Origin of the sequence: Streptomyces sp. NPDC046759, from assembly GCF_040645475.1 — a bacterium.
Lineage (GTDB): Bacteria > Actinomycetota > Actinomycetes > Streptomycetales > Streptomycetaceae > Streptomyces.
In genome coordinates, this window is sequence record NZ_JBEYYJ010000029.1 from 53,788 (window position 1) to 79,256 (window position 25,469).

Here is a 25,469-nt window from a genome sequence, read left to right on the forward strand (position 1 = left end):
CACAGTGCCTGCCCGCGGGCGCGGCCGGAACCCCTCGTACCACCTGGACGCACGCGTATGCGCACGCGCGCCTCGGGCATGTCCGGCGGGAGGGGTCCCCCGGTTGGCTGGAGACATGACGAACACAACGCTCACGGCGGCGACGGCGCCCACGACGACCACGCACGGCAGGGCCGCCGTCCTGATCGCGGCCACGGTCACCACGGGCCTGGGCGCCGGCGTCTTCTACGTCTTCGCCTGCGCGGTGATGCCGGCCCCGGCCCACAGCGTCGACCGCACCTATGTCGAGGTCATGCGGAACATCGACACCGTGATCCAGAACCCGGTGTTCTTCCTGAGCTTCATGGGGGCGCCGGCGCTGACGGCCCTGTCGGCGTGGCAGCTGCGCACAACGCCCTGCGCCCGCTGGGTCCGGGCGGCCCTGGCGGCGTACGCCCTGGTCCTCCTCGTCACGATGACGTTCAGCATCCCGCTGAACAACGCCCTGGCGGCCCAGGGTGACCCCGCCCGGCTGCGGGAGCAGTTCGAGGGCCCCTGGGTGGCGTGGAACGCGGTGCGGGCGCTGGGCTCGACGCTGGGGCCCTCGCACTCCTCGCCCGCGCGCTGATGCTGTACGGCCGCCCCGCCCGCGCCGCGTAGTTCAGGCGGACCCGGGTGTCCGGCGAAGGACCAGGGAGAGGAAGCCGAAGGAGTCCCGGTAGACGTGCAGCCACTCGGCGCGACGGGCCGTGGCCGTCGCGAGGACCTGTGCGCTGTCCGGATCGTCCGGGTGGTCCAGGGCCCATGCGGCCAGCGAACCCCAGCAGGCCCATTCGTACTCGTCCAGCTCCTGACGCGTGCTGACATGACCGTCGACCGGGGTCCAGCCGTCGGCGACGACACGGTCCACGGTGGTCGCCAGGTCGGTGAAGTCTCCGAGCATCTCGACGGCCTCCTGCGACGGGGGCCGTTCCCAGAACCCGTCACCGATCAGGACACAGCCGCCGGGAGCCAGGTGCCTGCGGGCCGCGGCCAGGGTGGGAAGCAGACCGCCGAAGGCGTGCGCGGCGCCGAAGCTGAGGACCACGTCGAACGGCTCGGCCGGCACGAACTCCTCGGCCTTCAGGTGGTGGAGGACGAGACGGTCGCCGACGCCGAGGTCCTGGGCCGCGGCGGCCGCCTGAGCCAGGGAGTCCGCGGAGACGTCCACGCCCTCGGCGCGCACATCCGGTCGTGCGGCCAGGGCCCGCAAAAGCCATTCCCCTGTGCCGCAGCCGAGGTCGAGCACCCGCTCGTCACCCCGGGGTAGGCCGCGTTCCAGCAGCCTGCGCACCGAGTCGTCGGCGAGCGGGGACTTGATCGGATGCTCATGATGAGAGATCCGCGACACCTGTTCACGATTCACCCGTGCAGCGTGCCAACCACGGGGGACGGACGCATCTCATTTAGACGTCCGCGTACTTGGCGTCCGTCGCCGGGTCCAGGGCGAGCCGGTAGCCGCGCTTCACCACCGTCTGGATCAGCTTCGGGGCGCCGAGGGCCGTGCGCAGCCGGGCCATCGCCGTCTCCACCGCGTGTTCGTCGCGGCCCGCGCCGGGCAGGGCGCGCAGGAGGTCTGCCCGGGGCACCACCCAGCCCGGGCGGCGGGACAGGGCCCGCAGCAGGGACATCCCCGCCGGGGGGACCGGCTTGAGGGCTCCGTCGACGAGGACCGCGTGGCCGCGGATCTCCACCCGGTGGCCGGCGATCGGCAACGCACGGGAACGGCCGGGGAGTTCCTGGCACAGGAGCTGGACCAGGGGACCCAGACGGAAGCGCTCCGGCTGGACCGTGTCGACGCCCTGCGCCTGCAGCGGCAGCGCGGTGACCGGGCCCACGCAGGCCGCGAGGACGTCGTGGGAGAGGGCCGACCGCAGGTCGGGCAGCAGGCCTCGGTCCTCCGCCCGTGACAACAGCGACGCCGCCGCGGGGGCGCTCGTGAAGGTCACCGCGTCCAGGGAGCGGGAGACCGCCGCGTCCAGGAGGCGGTCCAGCGGGGTGATGTCCTCCGGGGACATCCAGCGGTAGACCGGGACCGGGACCACCTCCGCTCCCCCGGCCCGGAGGGATTCGACGAACCCCGGGAGGGGTTCGCCGTGCAGCTGTACGGCGATGCGGCGGCCGTCGACGCCTTCCTCCAGCAGGCGGTCCAGGACCTCGGCCAGGGACTCGGACGAGGGGGACCACTCCTCCGTCAGGCCCGCCGCGCGGATCGCCCCCTTGACCTTCGGGCCCCTGGCCAGCAGTTCGGCACCACGCAGCCGGCCGAGCAGCCGCTCGCCGAGACCCCAGCCGTCGGCGGCCTCGATCCAGCCGCGGAAACCGATCGCGGTGGTGGCCACGACCACGTCCGGCACCTGGTCGATGATCTCCTTGGTCGAGGCGAGGAGTTCGCCGTCGTCGGCGAGCGGCACGATCCGCAGGGCAGGCGCGTGCAGGACGGCGGCACCGCGCCGCTGGAGCAGCGCGCCCAGCTCCTCGGCCCGCCGCGCGGCGGTGACGCCCACGGTGAAACCGGCGAGCGGCCCGTGCTCGGACCGCCCGGCTTGCTGCTCTTCGTCGTACATGGGGCTCTCCTAGCTGACCGGCACGCGAACGAGCGTGTCAACGGCGCGTGACAGGCTCGGTTCGGGTCGATGTCACCGGTGTTACGTCACACTTCCGCGTAGCTGAGCTGCGCCTTCGCCTCGGAAGCGGCAACTGCCACAGTTTCTCCCGCCGGGCGGCGAAGGTATACGGCCCACGTCACCGCGAAGCAGAGGCCGTAGAAGGCGAGGAAGGCGACGAACGCGCCGGTGCCGGAGCCGTAGGACAGGAAGGACTGGCGGAAGGCGAGGTTGATGCCCACCCCGCCGAGCGCGCCGGCCGCGCCGATCAGCCCCATGGAGGCACCGGACAGACGACGGCCGTGGGCCACGGCCTCCTCTCCCGTCAGGCCCTTGGCCAGGGCCTTGGCCTGGAAGATGCCAGGGATCATCTTGTACGTCGAGCCGTTGCCGAGCCCGCTGAGCACGAACAGGACGACGAACACGGACACGAACAGCGGCAGCGACTTCTCCTGGCTCGCGACGATCAGGACGGTCGTGGCGGCGGCCATGGCGATGTAGTTCCACAGGGTGATGCGGGCACCGCCGAATCGGTCCGCGAGCCGCCCTCCGACGGGCCGGACCAGCGAGCCGAGCAGCGGGCCCATGAAGGTGAGGTACGTCGCCTGCAGCGGGGTCCGGCCGAACTGGTTCGTCAGCACCTGGCCGAAGGCGAAGCTGTAGCCGATGAAGGAGCCGAAGGTGCCGACGTAGAGGAAGGACATGATCCAGGTGTGGGCGTCCCTGGCGGCGTCCTTGGCCGCTCCGGTGTCGTTGCGCACCGTCGCCAGGTTGTCCATGAAGAAGGCGGCGAGGGCGGCGGCCACGACGATCAGCGGGATGTAGATGCCCAGCAGGGCGCGCGGGCCGCCGTTCGCCCCGATGACGGCGAGGGCCACGAGCTGGATGGCCGCCACGCCGACGTTGCCGCCGCCCGCGTTCAGGCCGAGCGCCCACCCCTTCTTCCGCAGCGGGAAGAAGGCGTTGATGTTGGTCATGGAGGAGGCGAAGTTGCCGCCGCCGATGCCCGCCAGCAGGCCGACCCACAGGAACGTGGAGAAGGACGTTCCCGGCTCCATCACCGCGTACGCGGCGACCGTCGGCACCAGCAGCAGACTCGCCGAGATGATCGTCCAGTTGCGCCCGCCGAAGACGGCCACGGCGAAGGTGTAGGGGACCCGGACGACGGCGCCGACGAGGGTCACCATGGAGGTCAGCAGGAACTTGTCGGCGGGGCTGAGGCCGTACTCGGGGCCCATGAAGAGGACGAGGACGGACCACATGGTCCAGACCGAGAAGCCGATGTGCTCGGAGAGGACGGAGAACCAGAGGTTCCGGCTGGCGATCCGCTCCCCGGTCGCCTTCCAGAATCCCTCGTCCTCCGGGTCCCAGCGTTCGATCCAGCGGCCACTGCGACGGGTTGGGGCTGGGGCTGTCATCACGCCTCCACGGGGATCCGGCTGCTCGGTCTGCCGTCGACCTGCCATCGACCGACTTGCCCCGAAGGTAGGGAGGGCGCGTTTCCGGCCCGTGGCTGTGGGTGACCGGAAGGGAACGTTGCTCTCACCCCGGCCGGAGCGGGGATGAGAGGTCCCGCGGCACCGGGGGCGCGGCCACACCGCCCATGCGGCGCAGCTTTTGCCAGCGCAGCCGTCCGCCGGTGAGGGCGGTGATCCAGGACTGGAGCAGCACGACGTACATCAGCTGACGGTAGAGAAGCTGCTGCAGGGGCAGCGAGAGCAGCGGGGTGAGCGGCTCCCGGTCCAGGGTGAAGGCGTAGGCCGCGCAGACCGCCTGCACCGCGAGAACGCCGCACCAGGCCCCGATCGTCTTCGCGGTCGGCCCGAAGACCAGGCCGTAGACGAGGAAGAGGTCGATCAGCGGGGCCAGCAGCGGGGCCACCACCATGAACAGGGACACCAGGGGCAGGCCCACGCGGCCGAAGCGGCCGGAGGGGCCCCGCTCGAACAGGGCCCGGCGGTGCTTCCAGATGGCCTGCATGGTGCCGTAGGACCAGCGGTAGCGCTGGGACCACAGTTGCTGGACGGACTCGGGCGCCTCGGTCCAGGCGCGGGCGCGCTCGGCGTAGACGACCCGCCAGCCGTCGCGGTGCAGCGCCATCGTGATGTCGGTGTCCTCGGCGAGCGTGTCGTCGCTCATCCCGCCGACCCGTTGCAGAGCCGAGCGGCGGAAGGCCCCGACCGCCCCGGGGATCGTCGGCATGCAGCGCAGGACGTCGTACATCCGGCGGTCGAGGTTGAAGCCCATCACGTACTCGATGTGCTGCCAGGCGCCGATGAGCCGGTTCTTGTTGCCGACCTTGGCGTTGCCCGCGACGGCGCCGACCCGCGGGTCGGCGAAGGGCTGCACCAGTTCACGGACGGTGGACGGCTCGAAGACCGTGTCGCCGTCCATCATCACGATCAGGTCGTGAGCGGCCTCGGCGATGCCGCGGTTGAGCGCGGCCGGCTTGCCCGCGTTGACCTGCCGGATCACGCTTGCGTTCGGCAGGTCCAACGCCTCCACGATCCCGGCGGTGCCGTCGGTGGAGCCGTCGTCGACGACGAGCACCTCGATCGGATGCTCGCTGCGCATCAGGGAACGGACCGTGTTCTCGATGCACTTGGCCTCGTTGTACGCCGGGACCAGCACCGAAACCGGCTCGGTCACCGGCTCCTCGCCCCACCGGAAGTCCCGGCGCCGGGTGCGGCGCGCGTGGACGCCGGCCAGCAGCAGCATCAGGGCGAAGCGGGCGAGGACGAGGAGGCCGGTGACCGCGAGACCGGCGACGAGGGCACCGGTGACGCTGTCCGCCGCCCCCACGAGGAAGATCCAGACCCTGCCCTTCCACAGGTCGAGGCCGGTGACCGGGGTGTCGGCGCTCGGCGCCTTCAGTGCCTCGGTGACCGTCTGGAACGTGTAGCCGCGCTGCTGGAGCTGGGAGAGCAGCCGGTCCAGCGCCTGGACCGTCTGGTGACGGTCGCCGCCGGAGTCGTGCATGAGGACGACCGCGCCCTTGCCGCCGTGGGGCGTGGCGTTGCGGACGATCCCGGCCACGCCCGGTTTGCGCCAGTCCTCGCTGTCGATGTCGTCGACGACGGTGAGATAGCCGCGGCTGCCGATGTACTCGGTCACCGGCCAGGACTTGTCGTCCATGGCGTTGGCGAAGGAGGAGTACGGCGGGCGGAACAAGGAGCTGCGGATCCCGGCCGCACCGGCGAGCGCCAGCTGGCTCTGCGACAGCTCCCAGTCGATGCGTTGCCGGGAGTGGTACGAGAGGTCGGGGTGGTCGAAGGTGTGCACGCCGACCTCGTGCCCCTCCGCCACCATGCGCCGGACGAGGTCCGGATAGCGCGAGGTCATCGTGCCGGTGACGAAGAAGACCGCGTGCGCGTGGTGCTTCTCGAGGACGTCGAGGACCTTCGGCGTCCAGGTCGGGTCGGGGCCGTCGTCGAAGGTGAGGACGATCCGGTGGTCGGGTATCCGCAGGCTGGTGACGGCGCCGTCCCGAGTGTCGATGACCGGGCCGCCGCCGAGGATCTTCGACGGCACCTTGTCCTGCGCGGACTCGGGCCGGATGCGGTGGTCCGCGAGGATTTCGCTGTGCACGTAGCCGCGCAGCATGAGCATCGCCAGGGTCGCGCACAGCACCAGGACGGGGAGCAGATAACGCAGCGGCAGTCGGGTGCGCCGTACCGGCGGCGGGGTACGGCGGCCGCGGAGACGCGAAGCCATCGGAGGGTGTTTTCCCTGGTCGGAGTCAGAGCGGGAACGGAAGGTGCGAGTGTCTGCCCCGTCCGGGGGGTGTGCGCCTGCTGCGCGTCGGCGACGGGGAGGGCGCGGGGGAGGTTGCGCCGCCGGAGGCAGACGGGGTCGGGGACGCGGCCGCCGATGCGGACGGGGAGTCCCCCGGGCTCGACGCGACAGCGGTGGGGGTGCCGGACGTGGACGCGGTGGCTGCCGGCCCACCGGACGTGGGGCTGGGCGAACCGGCACCAGGTACGGCGGTGGCGCCCGCCGGCGCGGGAATGTCCGCGCCGGGACCGGACAGGTTCGCTGCGGAGGAGGCGCTGGGGCGCGGCGAGGTGTGCATCTGGCCGGCCGGCTTGTCGTCGTCCTGGCCGGGCACCGGCAGCCACGGGGCGCTGGAGTTGCCGGACAGCAGGGTCGCGGCGATGACGGCGGCGTAACCGGCGCAGGCGACGGCGACGAGCATGCCGAGCCGGCGGAAACGACGGCCGCGGCGGCCGGAGGCATCGACGAAGACGGGCCCGTCACCACGCTCGCCGTCGGCACGCGGGGCTTCGTCGGCCGGTCCGGCGTGGGTCTCCCCCGGCCGGACCGGGGCCAGTCGGACGGTGAGTACGGTCAGCTCGTCGGCGAGGTCGCCGGCCGCGGGCTCCGCGGAGGCTGCCGGGTGTTCGCCGCCGGCGCTCTCCACGGCGTTCGCGACGCCCGCGCCGTCCTCGGTGCCTTCACCAGCCGGGGCGTCGGGAGCGTCTTCGGCGCGCTCGCCGTCCGCGGTGTCCACGGCGCCCACCGCGCCCTCGCCCTCGCCCTCGCCGTCCGCGAGGTTCGCGGCGGGCTCCGCGCCCACGGCGGCGCCCACGGAGTTCGCAGCGTGCACAGCCTTCGTGTCGCCGTCGGCGCGGCCGTCGGCCGGAGCGTCCGCACGACCCGGTATCGCCCCGGGGTGCACATCGGTGACCGGGAGGCTGTCCGAGGAGGTTGCCTCGTCCTGATCGCCGCCGGGCTCCGGCACGGCCGGGTTCCCGCCCCGGGCCGCCGTCGTGTCCGCGGGTGCGGTTCTCGGACCTTCCGGTTGGGCGTCTTCTGGCCACTCTTTCACGCGCGCACATCCCCCCACGGGATAGTTCCGGGTGCGCTGACGGCCCGGGCGCCGCCGACCGAAACACGCCTCCACCTGGTCCGAGCGCCCTCAAATGCCAGCCTGCGCTCGGGCCATGAATGTAGCGCACGCCGTGCACCGGTGACGCCCAGGCATCTCTTCCGGCCGCAGGTCACCCTCTCATCACGCTCTCGTCCATGGCCGGAACCCATCCCCCGGCGGGCCGCCTGAGCCACCCCTTCGCCGCTGCGAGCTCGGCAGCCGCCCGGCGCAACGCGACCAGTCCGGGATGGACCAACCCTTTCCGCCACACCAGGGAGACCGGCGACAGCGGGACGGGGTCGACGAGCGGCCGGCAGACCGTGCGGGGCATGACCGGGAAGCCGACCACGGCCAGCACCGGATGACGGGTCTTGGCCATGATCCGCTCGAACTCCTCGTCCCCGACCGCCAGCGGCAGCGGCGCGGCGACCTCGATACCGCGCCCCTCGAAGAGCCTGTACGCCAGGTCGGTCCACTCCCCGGTGCGCGGGTTCCCGGCACCGGCGTACACCGTCTCACCGGCCAGCGCCGCCAACGGCACCTCCGGGCGGACGGCCAGCGGATGGTCCTCGGGCAGGACGACGGCCATCGGCTCGCAGCGGACCGGCTGCTGCTCGAGACCGGACCGCAACGCCGGGTCCAGGCCGGCGAAACGGCCGAAGGAGGCGTCGAGCCGGCCGGCCAGCAGCTCGGCCGCGGCACCGGTCAGGCCGCTCTCGTAGCGGGCCATCAGCTCGCAGTCCGGGGCGAGTTCGCGCGCCCGGTGCAGCACCCGGCGGCCCGTGGTCAGGCCCGGCGAGTTCAGGTCCACCAGCAGCGGGCGGCACTGGCCGGGGGCGAAGGCGGCGAGCAGGTCGTCCTGGGCGGACAGGACCCGGCGCGCGTGCGGGAGGAGGCGTTCACCGTCCGCGGTCAGGGTCACGTGCCGGGTCGTCCGCACGAACAGCTCGGCGCCCAACTCCCGTTCCAGCCGCCGTACGTCGCGGCTGAGCGCCTGCTGGGCGACGTAGAGGCGGGCGGCGGCACGGGTGAAGTGCAGTTCCTCGGCCACGGTGACGAAGGCACGCAGAAGTCGGGGATCCATGACCGGGAACCTACAACACAGGTGCGTGAATCCGCGCCGAGAAGGTGTTGGACCCCTTGATCCACTCGGGACCAGGGTGGACGCATGCCCTCGGTCATATCCACAGTCAGCGGCTATCGCCGTCTCTTCTCCCTTCCCGGCACCCGTGCCTTCACCACCGGCAACCTCGTCGCCCGGCTGCCCATGGGCATGTTCAGCGTGAGTGCCGTGGTGATGATCGCCGGCTCCCGGGGCTCGTACGCCCTGGCCGGTGCTGTCACCGCGACCGGTCTCGCGGCGACCGCGCTGGCCGGCCCCTGGATCGCCCGGCTGGTGGACCGGCACGGGCAGGCCCGGGTCGCCGTGCCGGCCACGCTCGCCTCCGTGCTCGGCAGCCTCGCCCTGCTGCTGTGCGTGCGCTACGACGCCCCCGACTGGACGCTGTTCGCCGCCTACGCCGGCACCGCCGCCACCCCGAACATCGGCGGCCTGTCCCGTGCCCGCTGGGCCCATCTGCTGCGCGACGACCCCGGGGCGCTGCACACCGCGAACTCCTTCGAGCAGGCCGCCGACGAGCTGTGCTTCATGCTCGGCCCGGTGGTGGCGTCGTTCCTCACCGGCACGTTCTTCCCGGAGGCGGGCACGCTCGCGGGCGCGGTGCTGCTGCTCGCCGGCGTGCTGCTGTTCACCGCGCAGCGGGTCACCGAGCCACCACCGCGGGCCCGTTCACAGGCGCGGTCGCCGCTGCGCACCCCTGGCATACCGCCGCTGCTGGCCTGTTTCACCGCGACCGGGGCGGTGTTCGGCTCGATGGAGGTCGTCACGATCGCCTACGCCGACGCACAGGGACATCGCGCGGCGGCCGGTGCGATCCTCGCCCTCCAGGCGGCCGGATCATGCGCGGCGGGGCTGCTGTACGGGGCGGTGAAGCCGACGGGGGTGCGGCTCGGCCACTGTCTGGCGGGGATGGCGGCGCTGATGACACTGCCGTGGGCCGCCGCGGGGGGCACCGGTTCGCTGTGGGTGCTGGCGGGGGCGCTGCTGATGGCGGGGATGGCGACGGCGCCGACGATGGTGACGGCGATGACGCTGGTACAGCGGCGCACGCCGGCCGACCGCCTGAACGAGGGCATGAGCCTGATGGTGACGGGGCTCCTCGCGGGCATCGCGTGCGGCTCGGCGGCGGGAGGCTGGGCGACGGAGCACTTGTCCCCCACCATCGCCTACGCCGTACCCGTGTCCGCCGCGACCCTCGCCCTCGGGCTGGCCACGCTCACCCGCGCCGGCGGGACGCCGCCCGCGTCCTGAGGGGGCGCGGGGAACGGCGCGGCCGGCCACGGCGGGCCCGCCGGCGAACGACAACGGCCCCGCCGCTCGAAAGCGACGGGGCCGTTGCCCACATGGGGTGAACCCCCTGGGGGGCCTGGTGGAGATGGCGGGAATCGAACCCGCGTCCAACGGTGCGGAATCAGGGCTTCTCCGTGTGCAGTCCGCTGTGATTTTCTCAGCCCCGGCGATCACGCGAACAAGTCGCCGACGGGCTCAGTCACTGTTTGGTTTCCCTCTTCACCCCGTGACCGGGATCAAGGTTTAGTTCCCTAGCTGATGCCAGGATCCGGGTCGGGAACAGCCCCGGGCTGACACTTCGCGAGTCGCTACTTAGGCAGCGAGGGCGAAGGAATCGCGCTTGGTGTTGGCGATTATTTTTTGCGACATATGGTTTACGAGATCATTGCCGCTTCCTCGACACGCTTCCCCTGCTTCGACAGCCGCTGTCGAAACCGATCATCCCCATGTTGATTTTTCAATCCCCTCCGTGGAGGGGTCGCGCACCCTCGGTGGAGTGCGCTGCCATCGTACGTGACCAACGCACGACGATGCCAGCCTATTCCCGGCGGCCGGCCGGCTAGACGCCGCGCTGCCTGCGCTTCGCCGCCGCGATCGCCCGGTCCGACTCCCGCCGGTCCTGCTTCTCCCGCAGCGTCTGCCGCTTGTCGTACTCCTTCTTGCCCCGTGCGAGGGCGATCTCGGCCTTCGCCCGGCCGTCCTTGAAGTAGATGGCGAGGGGCACGATCGTGTGACCCGTCTCCTGGGACTTCGACTCCAGCTTGTCGATCTCCTCGCGGTGCAGGAGCAGCTTGCGCTTGCGGCGCGCGGAGTGGTTGGTCCAGCTGCCCTGGTGATACTCCGGGATGTGGGCGTTGTGCAGCCACGCCTCACCCCGGTCGATCTGGACGAAGCCGTCGGTCAGCGAGGTCCGCCCCTCGCGCAGCGACTTGACCTCGGTGCCCATGAGCACGAGCCCGGCCTCGTAGGTGTCGATGATCGCGTAGTCGTGCCGGGCCTTCTTGTTCTGGGCGACGATCTTGCGCTTGCCGCCCTTCTCGCCGTCCCTGGCCTTGCCGGCCCCGCCGCCCTGCTTGGGCTGGGACTCCTTCGGTACGTACATTCCCTTGCTCATAGTGCCGACCATTTTCGCACCACACAGGGGGTGCGAGTACAGCGATTACGAGTGCCTACGACGGGTCGCCGAGGCCGGTGAGGACCGTCTCGGCGCGGCGCAGGGCCTGGTCCGGGCCCGCCTCGAGGTCGGGGGTGATGCCCCGGCCGTCGACCGCGTGGCCCGAGGGGGTGCGGTAGTGGCCGACGGTCAGCTCGGCCACCGAGCCGTCCGGGAGCTCGGTCGGCATCTGGATGGAGCCCTTGCCGAAGGTGCGTTCGCCGATCACCACCGCGCGGCCCCGGTCCTGCAGGGCCCCGGTGAGCATCTCGGCCGCGCTCATCGTGCCGCCGTCCACCAGGGTGACCAGGGGGCGGGCGGTGTCTCCGCCGGGGTCGGCGTGCAGGGAGCGCTGGGCGCCGTCGACGTCGTAGGTGGCGACCAGGCCGCCGTCGAGGAAGGCGGACGAGGTCTCCACCGCCTCGGTGACCAGGCCGCCCGAGTTGCCGCGCAGGTCGAGGACGATCCCGCCGCCGGCCGGGGCCTGCCGTACCGCGGCGCGTACGGCGTCTCCGGAGCCCTTGGTGAAGGCGGCGATCTTGATGAGGGTGACCCCGCCGGGCAGCCTGCGCACGGTCACCGAGTCGGTGGACAGCCTGGCCCGGCGCAGCGTCTCGGTCCACGCGCGCGTGCCGCGCTGGAGGCCGAGGGTGACGGTCGTGCCGGCGGCCGCGTCGTCGGCGTCGCCGCGCAGTAAGGAGACCACGTCCGTGACCGGCCGCCCGTCGACCTTGCTGCCGTCGACGCTGCGCAGCCGGTCGCCCGTGCGGATGCCCGCCTCGGCGGCCGGTGAGCCGGGCTGCACCTTGTTCACCTCGATCCGGCCGTCCCGCTCGCGCCGCGCCCACAGGCCGACGCCGGTGTACCGGCCGTCGAGGGCCTCCAGGAACTCCTGGTACTCGCCCTCGGAGTAGACGGCGCCCCAGCGGTCACCGCTGCGGCTGACGGCCCGCTCGGCGGCCTCCATCGGGGACGTGCCGTCGGCCATCGCCTCGGCGGCGGCCTTCCGAACGTCCTCGTGCCGCACGTCCTCGTGCCGGGTGGCGGTGCGTGGGGGGCTCGCGACGGCCTTCCGGACGGTGGCGTCGGTCTCGGGGAAGGAGCCGGTGGCGGCGCCGGTGACCAGGACCCCGGCGAAGACCAATGTCAGGGCGGCCCCGCGGCGGATGCGGCGGGGCTGGCAGAACAGGTCTCGGCCCGGCATGGCGGTGAGTCTAGGACAACGCGAAGGGCCGTACGGCCGGTTGCCCGTACGGCCCTCTTGGCATGCGTCACACCTTCAGGTACTTGCGCAACGCGAAGAACGCCGCCAGCGACGGCATCAGCACGCTCGTGGCGAGGATCAGCGGCAGCTTGGTCAACACCGCGTCCCAGCCCACGAAGTTGATGAGGGTGAGCTTGTGGGAGAGGTCCATGCCGTGGTCGATGGTGAAGTACCGGCCCACCACCAGGGCCACGCAGGCGAGTCCGCCGCCGATGAGCCCGGCGACCGCGGCCTCGGCGATGAACGGCGCCTGGATGTAGAAGCCCGACGCGCCGACCAGGCGCATGATCCCGGTCTCACGCCGGCGGCTGAACGCCGAGACGCGCACGGTGTTGACGATCAGCAGCAGCGCGACGATCAGCATCATCGCCATCACGCCGAGCGCGCCCCGGTTCATCAGGTTCAGCAGCTGGAAGAGGTTGTCCAGGATGCCCTTCTGGTCCTGCACCGACTGCACACCGGGCCGGCCGTTGAAGGCCGACGCGATCACCTGGTACTTCTGCGGGTCCTTCAGCTTGATCCGGTACGACTCCTGCATCTGGTCCGGCGTCAGCGAGCTGGCCAGCGGGGAGTTGCCGAACTGCTCCTTGTAGTGCTTGTACGCCTCGTCCTGTGACTCGTACGAGACCTTCTCGACGACCGGCATGGTGTGCAGGTCGTGGAGGATCTGGTTCTTCTGGTCCTGGGTGACCGCGCCCTTGGCGCAGTTGACGTCCGAATCGGCGTCGTGCTTGTTGCACAGGAAGATCGAGACGTTGACCTTGTCGTACCAGTAGCCCTTCATGGTGCTCACCTGGTCGCTCATCAGCAGCGAGCCGCCGAAGAGCGCCAGGGACAGGGCGACGGAGACGATGACGGCGAAGGTCATCGTCAGATTGCGGCGGAGACCGACACCGATCTCCGACAGGACGAACTGGGCGCGCATGGCGTCTGGTCGAGCCTTTCCGTCGTGAACTTGCTTAGTGCTGGTAGCCGTAGACGCCGCGGGCCTGGTCGCGGACGAGGCGGCCCTTCTCCAGCTCGATGACGCGCTTGCGCATCTGGTCCACGATGTTCTGATCGTGTGTCGCCATGATGACCGTGGTGCCCGTCCGGTTGATCCGGTCGAGCAGCTTCATGATGCCGACGGAGGTCTGCGGGTCGAGGTTGCCGGTGGGCTCGTCGGCGATGAGCAGCTTGGGCCGGTTGACGAAGGCCCGCGCGATGGCCACGCGCTGCTGCTCACCACCGGACAGCTCGCCGGGCATCCGCTCCTCCTTGCCGCCGAGCCCGACGAGGTCGAGCACCTGCGGTACGGACTTGCGGATCTCGCCGCGGGACTTGCCGATGACCTCCTGGGCGAAGGCCACGTTCTCCGCGACGGTCTTGTTCGGCAGGAGCCGGAAGTCCTGGAACACCGTCCCCAGCTGGCGGCGCATCTGCGGCACCTTCCAGTTGGAGAGGCGCGCGAGGTCCTTGCCCAGGACGTGCACCTGGCCGTGACTGCACCGCTCCTCGCGGAGGACGAGCCGCAGGAAGGTGGACTTCCCGGAGCCGGAGGACCCCACGAGGAACACGAACTCGCCCTTCTCCACTTCCAGGGAGACATCCCTGAGTGCGGGGCGGGTCTGCTTGGGGTAGACCTTGGAGACGTTGTCGAATCGGATCACGGTGCACCACGGGTCGCCGGGGGTAGATGAGCGTGACCATACGCGAACCGGGTGTGCAAGTGCAGTCGCAGGTCGAGGTTGGGTAAGGGTTGTACGTTTTTGTACCGGCACATGCATCCGCCCGACTCTCCCAGGCCCCGCGCACCCGCTCCGTGAACCTGGCACAGTGGAGGGGGGAACGTTCTCGTTCCCGTGAGCGTTGTACGAGTGATGGCCGGGGCAAGGAGGGCGAGCGCATGACGTACGACCGGTTGGTGTGCGCGAACTGCGCGGCGCCCGTGAGCGAGGGCCGGTGCCCGGTGTGCCGTGCCAATCGCGAGCGACTGCAGCAAGAGGGTTTTCTGGGCGGGGTGAACCCGATGGCGCTGATCGCGCTGCTGGCGGTGCTGATCGCCGCGGTGGCGCTGCTGGCGCACCAGACCGCGTAAGGCAGCCGCGAAACCCGCAAGGGCCCGGAGCGCCAGGCTCCGGGCCCTTGGGTTTGTGCGAGGTGCGCGGTGCGTGACCGAGCGGCTACGCTCAGGCGGCCGCGCCGCCCCGGCCGTTCACCAGACGCGGCAGAACGCGGAAGCCGATGCCGCCGGCGATCATCGTCGCGGCGCCGATGACGAGGAACGCGGTCTGACCGGCACCGGTCTCGGCGAGCTGCTTGTCGCCGCCCTGGGCCTGCGTGTCGGAGCCGGTGTCGGTGAGGGTCGCGGAGCCCTCGTCCTGCGAGGCGTTGTTGTTGCCGCCCTGCGGGGTGTCGTTGTTGCCGCCGGTGCTGGAGCCGCCACCGGTGCTGCTGTGCCCACCGGTGCTGCTGCCACCGCCCGTGCTGCCGGAGCCGCCGCCGGAGGTGGTGGCGCCACCGTTGCCGCCCGTGCCGCCGTTGTCACCGGTGCCACCGTTGTTACCGGTGCCACCGTTGTTGCCCGTGCCACCGTTGTTGCCCGTGCCACCGTTGTTGCCCGTGCCACCGTTGTTGCCCGTGCCACCGTTGTTGCCCGTGCCGCCGTTGTTGCCCGTGCCGCCGTCGGTGGTGGTGCCACCGTCGGTCGTGGTGCCACCGTCGGTCGTGGTGCCACCGTCGGTCGTGGTGCCACCGTCGGTCGTGGTGCCACCGTCGGTCGTGGTGCCACCGTCGGTCGTCCCACCATCGGTGGTGCCACCGTCCGTCGTGCTGCCGTCGGTCGTCCCACCATCGGTGGTGCCACCGTCCGTCGTGCTGCCGTCGGTCGTCCCACCATCGGTGGTGCAGACGGAGATCGGGCAGCCGCCGTCGTCACCGCCGTCGGTGCCGCCGTCGTCGTTCCCGGCGTTCGTGTGTGCACCCAGGCTGATCGGGCCCGCCTGGACATTGAAGTCCAGGGCGGACGCCGCGCCGGCGGCGGTCAGTGACGCACCGGCCGCGATCACGGCGCCGGCGGCTATCCGCGCGACCCGGATCCGCGTCTTCTTCGTCATGTGGTTGCTACCCCCAGTAGCTGTTCGTCAATGAGGCGGCGCAAGGGGCGTGCCGTGATCGACGGGAGGCAGCCGGTGACGAAGAACGCGTCAACTCATTCCCCCGGTTCACATGCGCCCCGCGAGTACGCATGCCGCGCCTCACTTTTCCGATTTTTCAAAGCAACGTCAAGGCCATTGCGGGCGCAATGTCCTATCGGGGGGCCTTTGGGGGCAGTTGAAGCCTGTGAGTGTGATGTAGAACCCAGACAAAAGACAACTGCCGCCCGTCGTGCGGCAGTTGTCATGTCGACAAAGTTACTTCTCCTGCTGCTTGCGCCAGCGAATACCGGCCTCCAGGAACCCGTCGATCTCGCCGTTGAACACGGCCTCCGGGTTGCCCACCTCGTGCTCGGTGCGCAGGTCCTTGACCATCTGGTAGGGGTGCAGCACGTACGAACGCATCTGGTTGCCCCAGGAGTTGCCGCCGTCGCCCTTGAGGGCGTCCATCTTGGCCTGCTCCTCCTGCCGGCGGCGCTCCAGCAGCTTGGCCTGGAGGACGTTCATCGCCGTGGCCTTGTTCTGGATCTGCGAGCGCTCGTTCTGGCAGGAGACCACGATGCCGGTGGGCAGGTGGGTGATGCGGACCGCGGAGTCGGTCGTGTTGACGCCCTGGCCGCCGGGCCCGGAGGACCGGTACACGTCGATGCGCAGGTCGCTCTCGTCGATCTCGACGTGGTCGGACTGCTCCACCACGGGCAGCACCTCCACACCCGCGAAGGAGGTCTGGCGGCGCCCCTGGTTGTCGAAGGGCGAGATGCGCACGAGGCGGTGGGTGCCCTGCTCGACGGAGAGGGTGCCGTAGGCGTAGGGCGCCTGGACGGAGAAGGTGGTCGACTTGATGCCGGCCTCTTCGGCGTACGACGTCTCGATGAGCTCGGTCTTGTAGCCGCGCTGCTCGGCCCAGCGCAGGTACATGCGCTGGAGCTTCTCGGCGAAGTCGGCGGCGTCGACGCCGCCGGCCTCGGCGCGGATGTTGACGAGCGCCTCACGGGCGTCGTACTCGCCGGACAGAAGGGTGCGGACCTCCATCTCGTCCAGCGCCTTCTTCACCGCGGCCAGCTCGGACTCGGCCTCGGCGCGGGTGTCCGGGTCGTCCTCCTCCTCGGCCATCTCGAAGAGGACGGCGAGATCGTCGATCCGGCCGCGCAGCCCCTCCGCCTTCCTGACCTCGGCCTGGAGGTGGGAGAGCTTGCTGGTGATCTTCTGCGCCTCGTCCGGGTTGTCCCAGAGGGACGGCGCGGCCGCCTGCTCCTCGAGCACGGCGATGTCTGCCCTCAGCTTGTCGAGGTCCAGGACGGCCTCGATCGACTCCATGGTCGAGGAGAGGGACTTCAGCTCTTCGGATACATCGACGACTGCCACGGTTCCAGCGTAACGGCTGTCGCAAGCGACCTCGGCCGAACGGTACCCGGGTGCCCTCTCGGCCGGCGGATACGGGTGGGCGAGTGGGAAACGGGTGGCCGGGCGGCGCAGCCCCCCGGGAAGCTCAAGGGGCCGACGTGCTGTGGGTGTTCCGGGCCGGCTGATCGTCGCCGCCCGAAGAGGCGTACCACGCCCCGACGCCCACGACAGCGGCCACGACCACGCCGGCCACTGCCAGGGTCACCCTGCGCCGCCGCACCGTCGCCCTGTGCCGGGCCGACCCCGGCCGGGGTGCACCGGTCGCCCGGGGAGCGCGAGCCGTCCCGTGGGCGCCTCCCGCCAGCTCGTCCGGCCCCGGCACCCTCATCGACGTGTGCGTGTCCCGGTTGGAGTCCGGCTTGGCCCCCGGCACCAGCGACGACGCGCCCCGCCGTCGTACCGGCTCGTCCGGCGCGTCCGCCGGCACCGGCTCGTCGGCGGCCTCGTCGGTCAGGTCCGGCTCGTCCACGTCCAGCGGCGGCAGCCCGGCCAGCGTCGGCAGCTGCTCGCGCAGCCGGGCCGCCAGCTCCGAGGCGCGCAGCCGGGACGCGGGCGCCTTGGCCAGGCACTGCACGATCAGCTGCCACAGCTCTTCCGGGATCCCGGGCAGCGGTACGACGGTCTCGGTGACGTGGCGTCGCAGAACCGCGCCGGGATGCCCGCCGCCGAAGGGGGTGAAGCCCGCCAGCAGCTCGTACAGGACCGTCGCCAGGGCGTAGATGTCCACGGACGCGCGCGGCGGCAGGCCCTCGACGATCTCCGGGGCCAGGTAGTCCGGCGTACCGATGATCTTCGTGGCCCGGGTGCGCTTCGGGGTGTCGATCAGCTTGGCGACGCCGAAGTCGGTGAGCAGAGCGGGATGGGCCCCGCCGGGCCCCAGCGGGCCCTGCATGTCGAGGAGCACGTTCTCCGGCTTGACGTCCCGGTGGACGACCCCCGCCGCGTGGGCCGCCGCCAGCGCGTCGGCGACGTCGGCGACGATCGCCACGGCCGCCTCGGGGGCGAGCCGCCGCTCGCGCTCCAGCCGGGTGCGCAGGTCGGTGCCGCGCACAAGGTCCATGACCAGGGCCAGGTCGTTGCCGTCGACCACCAGGTCGCGCACGGTGACGATGTGCGGGTGCTCCAGGCCGAGCAGCGCGGTGCGCTCCTGCACGAAGCGTCCGACGAGCTCCTGATCGGAGGCGAGGTCCTCGCGCAGCAGCTTGATGGCCACGGGACCCTCCGGCCCCTCGCCCAGCCACACCGTGCCGGCGCTGCCCCGCCCCAGGATCTGGTTCGCGGTGTACCGGCTGCCGATCTTCCGTGCCAAGACTGCTCCTACCGACGCGTGTTGTCGTTAAAACTACGCGTCCGACGAGCCAACCTTCACCGCGGAGACGGAAATCACCCGCCAGATGTCGACAAATCCCCAAACCCGCGGCCGGCTGCCGGGGGCTCCCCGGGTCAGCCGCCCGAGGAACCGCCCAGCTCCTTGGCCCACCGGCTGATCTGGCCGGCCCAGTGGGTCACCTCGTGCCAGTAGCTGCGGCCCTGGCCGACCCAGGTGTGCAGCGGGGTCAGCTCCCAGACCAGCCAGCTCGCCACGACCAGGATGACGATCGTGAACAGGCAGCCCTTCAGGCAGCCGAGCCCCGGGATCTTCATCGGGTTGGCGCTGCGCTGCCGGGGCGCACGGGGCTCGCGCACGGGCCGCTGCGGCTCCGGGGCGGGCGGCGCGTACCGCTGCGGCTGCTGCGGCGGCGCGTACTGCTGGGGCTGCTGCGGCGCATAGCCGTAGCCCTGCTCGTACCCCTGCTGCCGGCCACGCCGCTGCGGCTGCTGGGGACGGCCCTGAGCGGCCGGGCGCGGCTGCTGCTGGGGCCGGGCGACCTGCCGCTGGGGCCGGTGGCGCAGCGGGTCGTCCTCCGGTGACAGGTACTGGACCTGCGTCTGCTCGTTGCGGTCGCGGGCCGCGCGCAGCTGGGTCTGCCAGGGGTGCGGCTGCTCGGGCTGCTGTCCCTGCGGACCGGTGTTCGGCAGCACCGCCGTCGGGTCCGCCGCGCCCGTGTTCGGCAGGACGGCCGTGGGGTCGGCGGCGCCGACGGGGCCGCCGGTGTGCGGCAGCACACTGGTCGCCGCGTTCGGGTCGTACGCGCCCCGGGGGCCGGTGTTCGGCAGCACCTGGGTGGGGTCGGCGGCGCCGGGCACGCCCGGTACCGCGGTCGGGGCCGGGTCCGGGGCCAGCAGCGCGCCCACGCCCTCGGCGGCGGCGATCTGCGCGGCGTTCGCGTGCACGCCGACGCCCTCGGCGACGACCCTGAGGCCCCGCGCGAGGTTCTCGGCGCTCGGCCGTTCGTCGGGGTTCTTGCGCAGGCAGCGTTCTATGACCGTCCACAGCGGGTCCGGGACGGTGGAGGGGCGGCGCGGCTCGGCGCTCAGGTGCTGGTGCAGGACTTCCAGGGCCGTGCTGCCGGAGAACGGCGGACGGCCGGTGACCAGCTCGTACAGCAGGATGCCGGCGCCGTAGATGTCCACCGCGGAGGTCTGCGGGCGGCCCTCGGCGGACTCCGGTGCCACGTACGCGGGCGTGCCGACGAACTCCTGGGTGCGCGTCAGGCCCGGGGAGTCGGCGAGGCGGGCGATGCCGAAGTCGGTCAGCATCGGGTGCATCCGGTCCTCGTACTGCGCGAGCAGCACGTTGGCGGGCTTCAGGTCACGGTGGACGACCCCGTCGGCGTGGCTCGCGGCGAGCGCGTCGGCGATCTGCGCGGTCATCAGCGCGGCGGCGACCGGTGTGAGGGGGCCGCTCTCCCGCAGGTAGCGGTGCAGGTCGGGGCCGTCGACGAGGTCCATGACCAGCGCCAGCAGGTCGCCCTCGACGACCAGGTCGCGGACCCGGACGATGTTCGGGTGGGTGAGCCGGAGCAGGACGGAGCGCTCACGCAGGAAGCGCATCACGATGTCCGGATCGCTCGCCAGCTCCTCCTTGAGGACCTTGATCGCGACGGTCTCCCCGGGCTGCCCGGGCACGGCCGCCTCGGCGCCCGCGGCCTCGCGCTGGCGGGCACGCCAGACGGTGCCTGTGGCGCCGCGTCCCAGCGGCTCCTCAAGCAGGTACTTGCTGCCGACTGGCCGCACGTCACGCGCTCCCTGCTGCTTGCCGAGGCTTGCTTGCCTGCGTTCCGGTTGTTCCGACCCACTGTAGTGCCGCCCTTGTGGGCATCACGTGTCGACGGGAAGACGCGCATACCGGTCCGCCGGTTGCCGGGACCGGACGTGACCGATCTCAACTGATCGCCGGGGGGCCACCGGTCAGGCATTTTTGGGGGCACAGCCGACCAATCAAGATCACTTGTCATCGGGTGTCGAGCGCTCTGTCGGTGCCAGGTGCAAGGATGCCTTCCAGTACTGGCCGTCGTGCTCGTGTGGGGTGGGGATGCAGATCCGGCTGACCGTCGTAGACCCGCTGGGCCCGTCCCCGCAGCGGGGCCGCGCCGCGAGGCGCGACGTGCTGGTCACGGCGCCCGCGGGCACGGACCTGGCCGCGGTCGCCTCGGCGCTGGCCGCAGCGGTCACGGGGGAGGGCCGCGACGCCGCCAACTCCACCGTCGTGCTGCACGCGGGCACCGAACGCCTCGACCCGCGCCGCAGCATCCTCGGCGAGCCCCCGCTGGTCGACGGCGCCGTGCTCTCCCTGGGCGCCCCGGCGGCCGCCGAACCGCATCCCGAACTCGACGAGGCCCCGACCCAGCTGCATGTCGTCGCGGGCCCGGACGCGGGCGGCGTCCATCTGCTGCACGGCGGCCGGATCACCGTGGGCCGCTCCGCCGAGGCGGACGTGCCGCTGGACGACCCCGACGTGTCCCGGCTGCACTGCGCGGTCACCGTCGGCCCGGACGGCCGCGTCTCGGTCGCCGACCTCGGCTCCACGAACGGCACGGCGCTGGACGGGGTGCGGGTGGGCGAGCGTCCGGTGCGGGTCCCGGCCGGGGGCTTGCTGCGGATCGGGGAGTCCGCGCTCCGCGTTGCTCCGTCCGGAGGGCCCGGGGCTCGGGTGCGGACCGTCTCGGACGGCGAGGGGTGTGTGCGGGTCGTCGGGCCTTCGTCCGCGGGTGCGGGTGCGCCGTGGGGCGCCCGGTCGCCGGCCGGGGCCGGATTCCCGCCCGCACCCCCCGCGCGGCCGTCGTCCGGTGCGGGCGGCTCCGCCGGGGGTGAAGCGCCGCCGGCGGGTGCCGGTGGTGGGCCCGGTGGGGTCGCAGCGCCGGCGACCGGTGGAAGTGATCGCCCGGTGGGTCCCTCCGGGGCGGGGCAGCACGGCTATGGCTCCGGCGGCTGGGGGACCTCCGGCAGTGGCGGGCAGGAGCATCGGCGGGGGGACGCGGCCGTGGTGCCGGGGCAGGCCGGGGCGCCGCGGATCGAAAGCGCGTCCGGTGCCGCTTCCGGCGGGGACACACACGCGGGCCGCCCGGGTGTCGGCGGGACGGACGCGCGGCCTTCGGGCAGCGGCCGCGAAGCCGCTGCCCTGCGGGGCGCCGACGCCCCGCAGGGGGCCCGGCGGCGTGGGATCGGCGCGTGGGCGCGCCGGCTGACCGGCGGCCGTGCGGAGCAGGCCGCCGGTCTCGACACCCACGGCGTCCCCGCGGCCTCCTCCGGCGCCGCGCCGACGGCCGTCGCGCCCCAGCGGCCCGAGACCTGGCCGGATCCGGCCGCGCTGCTGCTGACGGCGCTCGGCCCAGGCCCCCGGCTGTGGGAGCGCGGGCCGGACCACGCCGAGACACTCACCGTGCGGCTCGGCACGGCCGACCGGAGCGCGCCGGACGGCTCGGGCATGCTGCCCGCGGTGCCCGTGACGGCGGCACTGCGCGAGGCGGGCGCGCTGGGCCTGGCCGGTCCGCGCCCCCGGCTCGCCGGACTGGCCCGCGCGGCGCTGGCCCAGCTGGCCGCCTTGCACTCGCCCGACCTGCTGGAGATCGTGCTGATCAGCGCCGATCGCACCCGTCCCGTGGAGGAGCGCACGGCCGAGTGGGCCTGGCTGGGCTGGCTCCCGCACGTCAGGCCGGGCCACGGGCAGGACTGCCGGCTGCTGCTCGCCTACGACCGCGAACAGGCCGCGGCGCGCACGGAGGAACTGCTGCGCCGGGTCGAGGACCACGCGGCGGCGGGCCGAAGCGCGGCCCACCCCGCCCGCGTCCCGGCCCCCGCCACGGCATCGGGCGTCCCCGCTCCCGCCGAGCCGGCCGGCACAGCCCCGCACGGCTCCACCCCCGGTGCCGTCGCCGAGGCCTCCCCCACCGGCGCGCCCGCCCGGAGCACGCCCGTCCTGCCCGGCCGCGCACCTGCCCAGGACACCCCCGTCGCCCCCGGCCGGGGGCCCCTTCCCGGACACTCCGGCAGCCCCGCGTTCGGCCACACCCGGGGCACGCCCGACCAGGGACCCGCAGCCTCCCAGGCCGGCGCCGCCCCCGCCCGCCGCCCGTCCTGGGCCAGGGAAGACTCCGAGGTCACCGGCACCAGCGGGTTCTCGGGGCCGTACACGGTCGTCGTCGTGGACGGGGACCCCGGCGGGGCCGCGCTGCAGGACGCCGTGGCGCGGCTGGCCGCCGCCGGGCCGCGGGCCGGGATCCACGTGGTCTGCCTCGCCGAGACCGAGCCCGCCTCACCCGCCTCACCCGTGGCGCTGACGTACGAGGCGGCGTGCGCGGTGGCGCCGACGTTCCGGCACTGCGGTGCCGTGGCGCTGCTCAGCGGCGATGTCGCCACCGCGCTGCGCCTGATGCGGGTGGCGCCGAGCGGGCCGGTCGGTCCGGGCACGCTCGCCGCGGTGGACGCCGTCTCCGCCGCCTGGGCGGAGCGGTTCGCGCGGGCGCTGGCGCCGCTGCGTCCGGACGGCGCGGCCGGCGGGCGGGACACGCGCGTGGCGGCGCCGTTGCCGCAGTCGGCGCGGCTGCTGGACGAGTTGGGGCTGGCCAGGGCCACCCCGGCGTCGCTGATGGCCCGCTGGGCGGACGCGGCGGACGACACCCAGGCGCTGGGCGGCCGGGCGCGGGCGGTGCTCGGTGCCGGGCCGCGCGGGCCGCTCACCGCGGATCTGGTGGCCGACGGACCGCATCTGCTGGTCGAGGGGCCGGCCGGCAGCGGTCGTACGGAGTTGCTGCGGGCCGTGGTGGCCTCGCTGGCCGCCGCCGAGCGGCCGGACCGGCTGGGCGTGGTGCTGATCGACGGCCGGGACGGTGCCGGGACGGGCGCGGCGGGCGGCGAGGGCCTGCGGGCGTGCACCGAGATACCGCATGTCACGACACACCTGATCGCCAACGACCCGGTGCGCATGCGGGACTTCGCCCAGTCGCTGGCCGCGGAGCTGAAGCGGCGGGCGGAGCTGCTGGGCCGGACGGACTTCGCCCAGTGGCACGCGGGGCACGGGGTGTCGGGCCGGATCGTGGCGCAGCGCACTCCTTCGAGCGGGGACATAGACACCCCGCCCAGTTCCACCCTGCGGCTGCGTCCCGGAGCGGCCGCGCGGCAACGGGCCGAGGCCGCGCCGCCGTTGCCGCGGCTCGTGGTGGTCGTCGACGATCTGGACGCGCTGGTCTCGCCCCCGCTCGGCTCACCGGGCCGGCCCGCCGCCGGGTCGGTGATGCGCGCGCTGGAGGCGGTGGCCCGGGAGGGCGCGCGGCTGGGTGTGCATCTGGTGGCGGCGACGGGGACCGGCGGCCGTGCGGCGGAGACCGAGCCCGCGCGGCGGGCGACCCTGCGGGCCGTGCTCGACCCTCCCCAGCAGGGGCCGGACGAACCGGCGCCGGGGCGTGGGCGGCTGGTGTACGCGGACGGACGGGCGGCCGGCTTCCAGGGCGGCCGGGTGACGGGCCGTATTCCGCGCACCGCCACCCAGCGGCCCACGGTGGTCCCGCTGGACTGGCAGCGCATGGGCGACCCGCCGGCCCGCCGTCCCGTGCGGGAGCTGGGCAACGGCCCCACCGACCTGGCCCTGCTGGCGAGCGCGGTGGAGCGGGCTGCCCGGGAGGTGTCGGCGGCACAGGTGCCGTCCCTGCTGTAGCGAAGGTACGACGAATCCACTACGGGTCACGAGCCGGTCACGATGAGCGGCTGGACACCGCAGGCGCTCTTGCCTGCCCTGAGCGGCCCGGCGTAGACCGGACCGCACGGGACAGTGATATTGACGTTCAGCGATGAGCCATGACCTTCAGTTCCATGACGTTCAACGGAGAACGACGAACGGGGAAGTGATGCGCAGCAAGAGCAGCACCATCCGGACCCACAGGACCGTCACCACCCTCGCCGCACTGCTCGCGGGATCCCTGGCGCTCAGTGCCTGCTCCAGCGGTGACAACCACAAGAGGGGCGGCGGCGACAGCAGCCCTGCAGCCACCGGCTCCACCGTGACCCTGCCGAAGCTGAACGGTGCGAAGCTGGAGATCGCCGCCGTCTGGACCGGCCAGGAGCAGAAGAACTTCAAGCAGGTCCTGGCCGAGTTCGAGAAGCGCACCGGCGCGAAGGTCACCTTCGTGCCCGCCCAGGACCCCATCATCAACTTCCTCGGTTCGAAGATCGCGGGCGGTCAGCCGCCGGACGTGGCGCTGCTGCCGCAGCCCGGCGCGATCAAGCAGGCCGTGCAGCGCAAGTGGGCCAAGCCGCTCGGGCCGGAGGCCCTGAAGGAGTTGCAGAAGAACTACTCGCAGGGCTGGCAGGACATCGGCAAGGTCGACGGCAAGCAGTACGGCGCCTACTACAAGGCCGCCAACAAGTCCCTGATCTGGTACAACGCCAAGGTCTTCGCGAACGCGGGCGCCAAGGAGCCGAAGACCTGGAAGGACCTGCTGACGACGGCGCGGGCGGTGTACGACTCCGGGGTCACCCCGTTCTCGGTGGCCGGCGCCGACGGCTGGCCGCTGACGGACTGGTTCGAGAACATCTATCTGTCCCAGGCGGGCCCGCAGAAGTACGACGAGCTGGCCCAGCACAAGATCAAGTGGACGGATCCCTCGGTCAAGCAGGCGCTGACCACCCTCGCCCAGATCTGGGGCAAGAAGGACTACCTGGCGGGCGGCCAGGACGGCGCGCTGCAGACGGAGTTCCCGGCCTCGGTCACCCAGACCTTCACCGGCGGCGACCAGCCGAAGGCCGCGATGGTCTACGAGGGCGACTTCGTGCAGGTCAACATCGGTGAGACCAAGGCGAAGGTGGGCACGGACGCGAAGGTGTTCCCGTTCCCGGCGGTCGGCGCCACCGCGCCGGTGGTCTCCGGCGGTGACGCGGCCGTGATCCTGAAGGACTCCAAGGCCGCCCAGGCCCTGGTCACCTTCCTCGCCTCCCCGGACGCGGCGACGATCCAGGCGAAGCTCGGCGGCTATCTCTCGCCGAACAAGAACGTGCCGATCTCGGCGTACCCGAACCCGGTGCAGCAGAAGATCGCCAAGGCGCTGATCGCGTCCGGTGACGACTTCCGCTTCGACATGTCCGACCAGGCCCCGCAGGCCTTCGGCGGCACCCCCGGCAAGGGTGAGTGGAAGGACCTGCAGGACTTCCTGAAGAACCCGACGGACGTCGCGGGCACCCAGGCGAAGCTGGAGAAGGACGCGGCGGCCGCGTACGGAAGCGGGAGCTGATCCGGCG

General features: G+C 72.4%; 19 protein-coding genes and 1 other RNA gene. 5 read left to right on the forward strand and 15 right to left on the reverse strand.

The window, feature by feature from the left end:
- Positions 1 to 115 precede the first annotated feature (115 nt).
- A complete protein-coding gene (locus ABZ919_RS32030) occupies positions 116 to 607 on the forward strand; it encodes an anthrone oxygenase family protein (RefSeq protein WP_361254543.1) in 492 nt (163 codons plus the stop codon).
- Between the two features lie 33 nt (positions 608 to 640).
- Here the strand turns inward: ABZ919_RS32030 and ABZ919_RS32035 are convergent, their stop codons facing one another.
- From ABZ919_RS32035 to ABZ919_RS32060, 6 genes are all read right to left on the reverse strand, one after another.
- Positions 641 to 1,384: a class I SAM-dependent methyltransferase gene (locus ABZ919_RS32035; RefSeq protein WP_361254546.1), complete on the reverse strand. Its 744-nt coding sequence runs from the start codon at positions 1,382 to 1,384 to the stop codon at positions 641 to 643.
- A gap of 40 nt (positions 1,385 to 1,424) precedes the next feature.
- On the reverse strand, positions 1,425 to 2,585 hold the full coding sequence (locus ABZ919_RS32040; RefSeq protein ID WP_361254549.1) for a uroporphyrinogen-III synthase: 1,161 nt from the start codon (positions 2,583 to 2,585) through the stop codon (positions 1,425 to 1,427).
- 86 nt (positions 2,586 to 2,671) lie between these two features.
- Positions 2,672 to 4,042 (reverse strand): nitrate/nitrite transporter, encoded by a 1,371-nt coding sequence (locus tag ABZ919_RS32045; RefSeq protein ID WP_361254552.1) that lies wholly within the window; start codon positions 4,040 to 4,042, stop codon positions 2,672 to 2,674.
- A gap of 124 nt (positions 4,043 to 4,166) precedes the next feature.
- Positions 4,167 to 6,338 carry a bifunctional polysaccharide deacetylase/glycosyltransferase family 2 protein gene (locus tag ABZ919_RS32050; protein ID WP_361254555.1) on the reverse strand — a complete coding sequence of 724 codons (2,172 nt, stop codon included), beginning with the start codon at positions 6,336 to 6,338 and terminating at the stop codon, positions 4,167 to 4,169.
- Positions 6,339 to 6,363: 25 nt separating this feature from the next.
- The gene (locus ABZ919_RS32055) at positions 6,364 to 7,365 is read right to left on the reverse strand and encodes a hypothetical protein (RefSeq protein ID WP_361254558.1); all 1,002 of its coding nucleotides are present in this window, start codon (positions 7,363 to 7,365) and stop codon (positions 6,364 to 6,366) included.
- Positions 7,366 to 7,624: 259 nt separating this feature from the next.
- Positions 7,625 to 8,578: a LysR family transcriptional regulator gene (locus ABZ919_RS32060; RefSeq protein WP_361254561.1), complete on the reverse strand. Its 954-nt coding sequence runs from the start codon at positions 8,576 to 8,578 to the stop codon at positions 7,625 to 7,627.
- An 84-nt stretch (positions 8,579 to 8,662) separates the two neighbouring features.
- On the opposite strand from ABZ919_RS32060, the gene ABZ919_RS32065 reads away from it, so the two are divergent.
- Positions 8,663 to 9,865, forward strand: a complete 1,203-nt coding sequence (locus ABZ919_RS32065; RefSeq protein ID WP_361254564.1) for an MFS transporter — start codon at positions 8,663 to 8,665, stop codon at positions 9,863 to 9,865.
- A gap of 116 nt (positions 9,866 to 9,981) precedes the next feature.
- On the opposite strand, the gene ssrA is transcribed toward ABZ919_RS32065, so the two are convergent.
- The 5 genes from ssrA to ftsE form a co-directional block, all read right to left on the reverse strand.
- Positions 9,982 to 10,350: a transfer-messenger RNA gene (gene ssrA, locus ABZ919_RS32070) on the reverse strand.
- Positions 10,351 to 10,463: 113 nt separating this feature from the next.
- Positions 10,464 to 11,006 (reverse strand): SsrA-binding protein SmpB, encoded by a 543-nt coding sequence (smpB, locus tag ABZ919_RS32075; RefSeq protein ID WP_361254690.1) that lies wholly within the window; start codon positions 11,004 to 11,006, stop codon positions 10,464 to 10,466.
- A gap of 67 nt (positions 11,007 to 11,073) precedes the next feature.
- Entirely contained in the window at positions 11,074 to 12,261 is a 1,188-nt protein-coding gene (locus tag ABZ919_RS32080; RefSeq protein ID WP_361254567.1) for a S41 family peptidase, read from the reverse strand.
- Between the two features lie 67 nt (positions 12,262 to 12,328).
- Positions 12,329 to 13,246 (reverse strand): permease-like cell division protein FtsX, encoded by a 918-nt coding sequence (gene ftsX, locus ABZ919_RS32085; protein ID WP_361254570.1) that lies wholly within the window; start codon positions 13,244 to 13,246, stop codon positions 12,329 to 12,331.
- A gap of 34 nt (positions 13,247 to 13,280) precedes the next feature.
- The gene (gene ftsE / locus ABZ919_RS32090; protein WP_189949054.1) at positions 13,281 to 13,970 is read right to left on the reverse strand and encodes a cell division ATP-binding protein FtsE; all 690 of its coding nucleotides are present in this window, start codon (positions 13,968 to 13,970) and stop codon (positions 13,281 to 13,283) included.
- A 236-nt stretch (positions 13,971 to 14,206) separates the two neighbouring features.
- On the opposite strand from ftsE, the gene ABZ919_RS32095 reads away from it, so the two are divergent.
- On the forward strand, positions 14,207 to 14,398 hold the full coding sequence (locus ABZ919_RS32095) for a hypothetical protein (RefSeq protein WP_023550109.1): 192 nt from the start codon (positions 14,207 to 14,209) through the stop codon (positions 14,396 to 14,398).
- Positions 14,399 to 14,489: 91 nt separating this feature from the next.
- Here ABZ919_RS32095 and ABZ919_RS32100 read toward each other — a convergent pair whose 3' ends face one another.
- The 4 genes from ABZ919_RS32100 to ABZ919_RS32115 all read right to left on the reverse strand — a co-directional run bounded on the left by ABZ919_RS32100 (position 14,490) and on the right by ABZ919_RS32115 (position 19,976).
- Positions 14,490 to 15,416, reverse strand: coding sequence for a hypothetical protein (locus tag ABZ919_RS32100; protein WP_361254574.1), 927 nt, complete (start codon positions 15,414 to 15,416; stop codon positions 14,490 to 14,492).
- Positions 15,417 to 15,713: 297 nt separating this feature from the next.
- Positions 15,714 to 16,820, reverse strand: coding sequence for a peptide chain release factor 2 (gene prfB, locus ABZ919_RS32105; RefSeq protein WP_361254577.1), 1,107 nt, complete (start codon positions 16,818 to 16,820; stop codon positions 15,714 to 15,716).
- A 124-nt stretch (positions 16,821 to 16,944) separates the two neighbouring features.
- Complete coding sequence (locus ABZ919_RS32110; protein ID WP_361254580.1) at positions 16,945 to 18,168, reverse strand: serine/threonine-protein kinase; 1,224 nt, start codon at positions 18,166 to 18,168, stop codon at positions 16,945 to 16,947.
- 134 nt (positions 18,169 to 18,302) lie between these two features.
- Positions 18,303 to 19,976, reverse strand: a complete 1,674-nt coding sequence (locus ABZ919_RS32115) for a protein kinase (protein ID WP_361254583.1) — start codon at positions 19,974 to 19,976, stop codon at positions 18,303 to 18,305.
- Between the two features lie 298 nt (positions 19,977 to 20,274).
- Between ABZ919_RS32115 and ABZ919_RS32120 the strand changes: the two genes are divergently transcribed.
- Together ABZ919_RS32120 and ABZ919_RS32125 are read left to right on the forward strand one after the other, a co-directional pair.
- Positions 20,275 to 23,892 (forward strand): FtsK/SpoIIIE domain-containing protein, encoded by a 3,618-nt coding sequence (locus ABZ919_RS32120; protein ID WP_361254586.1) that lies wholly within the window; start codon positions 20,275 to 20,277, stop codon positions 23,890 to 23,892.
- 190 nt (positions 23,893 to 24,082) lie between these two features.
- Complete coding sequence (locus ABZ919_RS32125; RefSeq protein WP_361254589.1) at positions 24,083 to 25,462, forward strand: ABC transporter substrate-binding protein; 1,380 nt, start codon at positions 24,083 to 24,085, stop codon at positions 25,460 to 25,462.
- Positions 25,463 to 25,469: the final 7 nt, after the last annotated feature.